At 34.7% G+C, this 6,931-nt stretch carries 6 protein-coding genes, 8 tRNA genes and 1 rRNA gene; all 15 read right to left on the bottom strand.

Annotated elements, in window-relative coordinates; translation table 11 throughout:
* Positions 1-14: 14 nt before the first annotated feature.
* Positions 15-90 (bottom strand) — tRNA-Ala (locus LFT63_RS10245).
* Between the two features lie 13 nt (positions 91-103).
* A tRNA-Pro gene (locus LFT63_RS10240) sits at positions 104-177 on the bottom strand.
* Between the two features lie 23 nt (positions 178-200).
* Positions 201-277: transfer RNA gene (locus LFT63_RS10235), tRNA-Arg, on the bottom strand.
* A 10-nt stretch (positions 278-287) separates the two neighbouring features.
* Positions 288-376 (bottom strand) — tRNA-Leu (locus tag LFT63_RS10230).
* A 7-nt stretch (positions 377-383) separates the two neighbouring features.
* Positions 384-458, bottom strand: a tRNA-Gly gene (locus tag LFT63_RS10225).
* A 35-nt stretch (positions 459-493) separates the two neighbouring features.
* A tRNA-Lys gene (locus LFT63_RS10220) sits at positions 494-566 on the bottom strand.
* A 6-nt stretch (positions 567-572) separates the two neighbouring features.
* Positions 573-648 (bottom strand) — tRNA-Thr (locus tag LFT63_RS10215).
* 7 nt (positions 649-655) lie between these two features.
* A tRNA-Val gene (locus LFT63_RS10210) sits at positions 656-731 on the bottom strand.
* 11 nt (positions 732-742) lie between these two features.
* Positions 743-857: ribosomal RNA gene (gene rrf, locus LFT63_RS10205) — 5S ribosomal RNA — on the bottom strand.
* A gap of 382 nt (positions 858-1,239) precedes the next feature.
* Complete coding sequence (gene lysS, locus LFT63_RS10200) at positions 1,240-2,727, bottom strand: lysine--tRNA ligase (protein WP_029056256.1); 1,488 nt, start codon at positions 2,725-2,727, stop codon at positions 1,240-1,242.
* 293 nt (positions 2,728-3,020) lie between these two features.
* Positions 3,021-3,500, bottom strand: coding sequence for a 2-amino-4-hydroxy-6-hydroxymethyldihydropteridine diphosphokinase (gene folK / locus LFT63_RS10195; protein WP_017638124.1), 480 nt, complete (start codon positions 3,498-3,500; stop codon positions 3,021-3,023).
* A complete protein-coding gene (folB, locus tag LFT63_RS10190) occupies positions 3,501-3,866 on the bottom strand; it encodes a dihydroneopterin aldolase (RefSeq protein WP_017638125.1) in 366 nt (121 codons plus the stop codon).
* On the bottom strand, positions 3,844-4,647 hold the full coding sequence (folP, locus tag LFT63_RS10185) for a dihydropteroate synthase (RefSeq protein ID WP_340769004.1): 804 nt from the start codon (positions 4,645-4,647) through the stop codon (positions 3,844-3,846). Before folP ends, folB begins: the two co-directional genes overlap by 23 nt.
* A 197-nt stretch (positions 4,648-4,844) precedes the next feature.
* Complete coding sequence (gene cysK / locus LFT63_RS10180; protein WP_340769002.1) at positions 4,845-5,777, bottom strand: cysteine synthase A; 933 nt, start codon at positions 5,775-5,777, stop codon at positions 4,845-4,847.
* A gap of 195 nt (positions 5,778-5,972) precedes the next feature.
* Positions 5,973-6,854: an Hsp33 family molecular chaperone HslO gene (gene hslO / locus LFT63_RS10175; RefSeq protein ID WP_340769000.1), complete on the bottom strand. Its 882-nt coding sequence runs from the start codon at positions 6,852-6,854 to the stop codon at positions 5,973-5,975.
* Between the last annotated feature and the right edge of the window lie 77 nt (positions 6,855-6,931).

The raw sequence follows: 6,931 nt of genomic DNA, 5'->3' as shown, positions 1-6,931 counted from the left end.
AATGTAATAAATCATGGTGGAGACTAGCGGGATCGAACCGCTGACCTCCTGCGTGCAAAGCAGGCGCTCTCCCATCTGAGCTAAGCCCCCATTATTTAAGAAGTCGGGAAGACAGGATTCGAACCTGCGACCCCTTGGTCCCAAACCAAGTGCTCTACCAAGCTGAGCTACTTCCCGTATGTAGTTATTAACTTTAAAAATGGCGCGCCCGATAGGAGTCGAACCCATAACCTCTTGATCCGTAGTCAAACGCTCTATCCAGTTGAGCTACGGGCGCTATTTAAAGATGGTGCCGAGGACCGGAATCGAACCGGTACGGTGATCTCTCACCGCAGGATTTTAAGTCCTGTGCGTCTGCCAGTTCCGCCACCCCGGCAAAATAATGGAGCAGAAGACGGGATTCGAACCCGCGACCCCGACCTTGGCAAGGTCGTATTCTACCGCTGAACTACTTCTGCATTATTTTGCTTTAAAAATATAATTAAAATCGTAATGAGCCATAGAGGATTCGAACCTCTGACCCTCTGATTAAAAGTCAGATGCTCTACCAACTGAGCTAATGGCTCAAAAGATGGTGCCGGCCAGAGGACTTGAACCCCCAACCTACTGATTACAAGTCAGTTGCTCTACCAGTTGAGCTAGGCCGGCAATTAAATGGTGGAGAATGACGGGTTCGAACCGCCGACCCTCTGCTTGTAAGGCAGATGCTCTCCCAGCTGAGCTAATTCTCCTGTTATCTATTGCCTGGCAACGTCCTACTCTAGCGGAACGTTAGTCCGACTACCATCGGCGCTAAAGAGCTTAACTTCTGTGTTCGGCATGGGAACAGGTGTGACCTCTTTGCTATTGTCACCAGACAAATTAACTTACTTTATTAATGATAAACGTTTGTTTGATTGATTTCAATAGTCAATTTTACACTTTATTAAAAAGAATTTTACATTCTCTTTACTTCCTCTGTGTTTTTGACGACTTTTATATATTACTTCATTTGTTTTATAAAGTCAATGGTTTGTTTCAAGTTTTTTAAAAAACTTAGAATTAAGTCCGTTCAACTTTTCCACTTGAATTATTCTATCACATCTCTACTCACTAAACTATAGGTATTATTACTTTCCATCAATAAATTTGTTACTTTTTCAAACTAAAGGTAACAAATTGTTTAATCATTATTTTTCATTTTTATAATAAAACAAAAGCACTAACCACCTGAGTGATTAGTGCTTATATAGAAATCATTTATTTTTGTCTCATATATGGGAATAATAATACATCTCTAATTGATGGAGAATCAGTTAATAGCATAACCAATCTATCAATTCCGATTCCTAAACCACCTGTTGGAGGCATACCATATTCTAATGCTTCAATATAGTCTTCATCCATTTCATGCGCTTCATCATTACCTTGTTCTTTTTCAACTAATTGAGCTTCAAATCTTTCTTTTTGATCGATAGGATCATTTAACTCAGTGAATGCATTGGCATGTTCTCTACCTACAATGAATAGCTCGAATCTGTCTGTAAATCTTGGATCTTCCGGATTCTTTTTAGCCAACGGTGAAATATCAATTGGATGACCGTATATAAACGTTGGTTGAATTAATGTTTCTTCTACTTTTTGTTCAAAGAATTCATTTAATATGTGACCATACTTCATGTTTTCAGTAATTTCAATACCATGTTCTTTAGCTAGTGCTTTAGCTTCTTCATCTGATTTAACTTCATAAAAGTTTACGCCAGTAGCTTCTTTAACTGCATCAACAATGTGCAATCTTGTCCAAGAAGACTCTAAGTCGATTTCAGTACCATTATATTGAACTTTAGCTGAACCAAGCACTTCTTGTGCAATGTGTCTAACCATTGATTCTGTTAGGTCCATAATGTCATGATAATCTGCATATGCCTCATATAATTCAATCATTGTGAATTCTGGATTATGTCGTGTAGATACACCTTCGTTACGGAATACACGTCCGATTTCGTATACTTTTTCTAGTCCACCTACAATTAATCGTTTTAAATGTAGTTCGATAGCAATACGCATATATAAAGTAGCATCTAATGCATTGTGATGAGTAACAAATGGTCTAGCAGCAGCACCACCAGCAATTTGGTGCATCATAGGCGTTTCTACTTCTAAGAAACCTTGTTTGTTTAAGTAATTACGCATTTCTTGAATAATCTTACTACGATTAATAAATGTACGCGTACTATCTTGGTTAGTGATTAAATCTAAGTAACGTTGACGGTAACGTTGCTCAATATCTTGCAATCCATGGAATTTATCAGGTAATGGTCTTAAAGCTTTAGTTAATAAAGTAAATGATTTAGCTTTTACTGATAATTCACCAGTATTAGTTTTGAACATTACACCTTCAACACCAACAATGTCTCCTAAGTCAGCGTTTTTCCATAAATCAAATTGTTCATCTCCAACTTGATCTTTTCTTACATAGATTTGGATTTGCCCTGATAAATCTTGAACATGTGCAAATCCCGCTTTACCTTTACCACGTTTAGTCATAATGCGTCCAGCTATAGCTACATGGCTTTGTTCTTCTTTTTCATGTAATTCTTCTTTTGAGAATTCGTCCCAATCTGTTTTTAGTTCAGATGCTGATGCAGAACGATCATATCTTTGACCAAATGGATCAATTCCTAAATCTCTTAATTCTTGTAATTTTTGTCGACGGACCTGCATTTGGTCATTCATTTCTTCTGACATAACTTTCTCTCCTTTAGGCTTCTTGTTTTCAGTTAATTATTTTATACGTTCTAGTTGGAAATATTATAAATTAGCAACCATTTGTTGTTCTATTGATACTTGATACAATGTTTTTAATTCCAAAAATTATTTTAGCACTTTTAAGATGCTAAAAGCATATTTCCCTTTTCTATAACATAACGTCAATATAGTTACCTTTCAATTCTACTAAACCATAAAGATGTTATAAAGGAATTTTTACTTTATCCTAACGCATGAGTTTAAATCCATTATAAAATAAATGCTTTTTCAATTTATTCTTTGTACTTTTTAACTGTATTATCCTCAGTGACTATTGACCCAATCGTTTTATTAGAGCGAGGTTCAATTTGTTTAGAGGCAATGTCGTTCAATGGAATCAATACAAAAGCACGCTCAACCATTCTAGGATGAGGTACTACCAAATCATTCTCTTCTATAATGTTATTTCCATATAATAATATATCTATATCTAATGTACGAGGTCCCCATCTAATTTTTCTAACACGATGAAGTTCTTGTTCTGTATCTAAACAACATGTTAACAATTGTCTTGCTGTTAATGTTGTTTCAATTTCTATACATAAATTTAAAAATTTAGGCTGATCGGTATACCCTACTGGATCTGTTTCATATATAGGGGATATATCTGTAACATCAATATTTTCGTATTGATTTAAGATTTGAATAGCTTGCTTTAATTGTTGCTCTCTATCGCCTATATTACTTCCCAAACCTAAATATGCTTTAATCATTTAATGACTCTCCCTCACTATTTCAATACCTACTCCATCGTAGTGACCAGGTATAGGTGGGTTCTCTTTAGTGATTCTAACTTTTGTTTCCATTACACGATTATAGTGTGAATTTATACGTTTTGCAATACGTTCAGCTAGATGCTCGAGTAAATTCGAAGGCTCACCCTCAACAATAGATTTTACATCTTCAAACACTTCTCCATAATGGACTGTATCCTTTACATCATCTGACTTACCAGCGTCTTTCAAATCAACTTTTAAAGTGAGATCTACAACAAATATTTGTCCTATTTCATTTTCAGCTGACAATGCCCCATGATATCCGTAAAAACGCATTCCATTAAGAAATATGATGTCTTTCATTTTCATTCTCCTTTAAAAAGTCCATACCTTGTGCAATTCGAGCGTTGAGTTCGACATGGTGAACTCTGACAGCTTTAACGCCCTTCATTATACCATAGGCAGTTGTTGATGCTGTAGCTTCATCCCTCTCTAAAGGTTTGGTATCTTTACCTATCATTTCCTTAATAAACCTTTTACGACTAGTCGCAAGTAATACCGGATATTCTGTAGCTACTAATTCATCAAGTCGAGCCATCACTTCATTTTCTTCTTCACGTGTTTTCGCAAAACCTATACCTGGATCAAGCCAAATTTTTTCTTGAGGAATACCAGCCATCTCAGCTTTATTAGCTTGCGATAATAAAGTTACTAACATTTCATCGACAACCGGTTTATCTCTTTGTCCATCACCATTATGCATAAGTACGATTTCTGCATTTGAATTAGCGACAACTTCAAATATTTTAGGATCAAACAATCCAGCCCATTGATCATTAATCATTGTAGCGCCTAATTTTAAACAAGCTTCAGCTACTTCACTTCTATATGTATCTATTGATATTTGTGTATCGATTTCTATTAAAGACTTAACTACAGGTACAACTCTATCTAACTCTTCCTCAAGCGTAATTTCTTTATATCCTGGTCTTGTTGATACACCACCTACATCAATAATATCAACACCTTCATTTATCATTTCTTTCGCTCTTTCAACCGCATTTTCAACTGAATTGTATTTTCCACCATCTGAAAATGAGTCTGGCGTAACGTTAAGTATGCCCATAATTTTTGTTTTTGACATTTAATCACCTTTTCATTTCATTAATATAAATATCATTAGTCTCACTTATAATGATATCATTACTCACATAATAATTTCAGTGTCAAAATCAGAATGTTCGATAATTATATCGATTAATCTGTAAATAAAATGATTTCACTTACAATAAGACATAAAAAATAGCGGAGTTACACACCCCGCTAATACATCTATTATAATTAATCATCGAATGAGTATAAAGGTGTAGATAAGTAACGTTCACCATTACTTGGTAATACTGTTACTACTGTTTTACCTTTACCTAATTCTTTTGCTTTTTGAATGGCTGCATGAATAGCTGCACCTGAAGAAATACCTGATAAGATACCTTCTTCTTTAGCAACACGACGTGCCATTTCCATTGCTGTTTCATTTCCTACTTTAATAATACTGTCGTAAATATCAGTATTTAACGTATCTGGAACAAATCCTGCACCTAAACCTTGTAATTTATGTGGTCCTGGTTCTCCACCACTAAGTACTGGAGATGCTTCTGGTTCAATAGCCACAATTTCAATTTCAGGATATTGTTTACTTAATACTTTACCTACACCTGAAAGTGTACCACCAGTTCCAACACCAGCTAAGAACGCATCAATTTTTTTACCTTCAAATTGTTCTACTAATTCTGGACCTGTTGTAAGTTCATGAATTTCAGGGTTTGCTTGGTTTTCGAATTGTTGTGGTTCAAAATAACCGTGTTCTTCTTTTAATTCTTTAGCTTTTTTAATAGCGCCTTTCATAGCTTCTGATCCTGGAGTTAATACTAATTCAGCACCATATGCTTTTAATAAGTTACGACGTTCCTGACTCATTGTTTCAGGCATAGTAAATACTGCTTTATAACCTTTTGCTGCACAGACAAATGCTAAACCAATACCTGTGTTACCACTTGTCGGTTCTACAATTGTATCACCAGGTTTAATTTTTCCTTCTTTTTCAGCTTTTTCAATCATAGCTAATGCGATACGGTCTTTTACTGAACCGCCTGGATTTTGATATTCTAATTTAACATAAATATCTGCTGCATCTTCATCAACAACATTTCTCAACTTAACTACAGGTGTATTTCCAATTATTTGTGTAATATTTTCTACTGGTTTTTGTGCCATTAAAAACACTCCTTTTCAACGAAATTAATAAAGCTTAGTCTTTTTATCGGATATCTTTATTCTATCAGAATTTTCTCAAAATACAAATATATTTTATTTATACTGAAATTGAGTAATTGTTATACATTTTAAAATCTTCCCTAAACCAAATTAAAGTAAACGTTAACTCAAAATACTACCAATATATTAATTAATTTAAGCCATAGATTCTAATAATTGATTTAATTCGGATTCACTATAATTGTATTTATTACCACAGAAGTGACAAACTGCTTCTGCACCATGATCTTCTTTAATCATATCGGATATTTCAGCTTCTCCTAATCCTTTGATTGCGTTCAAGAATTTTTCATGACTGCAATTACATTCGAATTGTACTGGAGAAGTTTCCAATATTTGAACGTTATCTTCTCCAAGTATTTCATTTAAAATACCTTCAGGTGTTAGGCCTTGTTCAATTAATTTAGATACAGGTGTCATTTGGTTAATAGCTTCTTCCAACTTATTAATAGTTTCTTCTTTAGCTCCCGGCATTACTTGTATAATAAATCCACCGGCTGCTTTAATTGTGTTATCAGGATTAACAAGTACACCTAATCCAACTGATGAAGGTGTTTGTTCACTTGTAGCATAATAATAAGTGAAGTCTTCTCCTAATTCACCTGATACAATTGGACTTGATCCAGAAAAGTAATCTTTCATACCTACATCTTTAACTACTTGAATTGAGCCTTCTGTCCCAACTGCTCTTCTTACATCTAATTTTCCTTGTTCATTTAAAGGAAAATGCGTTTGTGGATGGTCTAGGTAAGCGCGTACGTTACCTTTTGCATCCGCATCCGCAATAATTTTCCCTATTGGACCGCGACCATCAACTGTTACTGTTAATTTTTGAGTTCCTTTTAACATTGCGCCCATCATTACCGTAGCAGTCATTGTTCTTCCCATTGCTGCTGAGGCTGTTGGCCATGTATAGTGTCTTGTTTGTGCTTCTTGAACTGATTCAGTTGTTAATGAAGCATATGCTCTTATTTCTCCATCAAATGCTAGGGCTTTAACTATATAATCATGTGTCATTATTTATTTCTCCTTTTAATGAGGTTCTCTATTATTTATCATTTCATATTTTGAATATCATTTTCGAATAACTATTA

The organism is Staphylococcus sp. FSL H8-0121, from assembly GCF_038008425.1.
Classification (GTDB): Bacteria; Bacillota; Bacilli; order Staphylococcales; family Staphylococcaceae; genus Staphylococcus; species Staphylococcus pasteuri.
The sequence above is the reverse complement of the archived record's forward strand: the minus strand, read 5'-3'. Positions and strand labels throughout refer to the sequence as shown.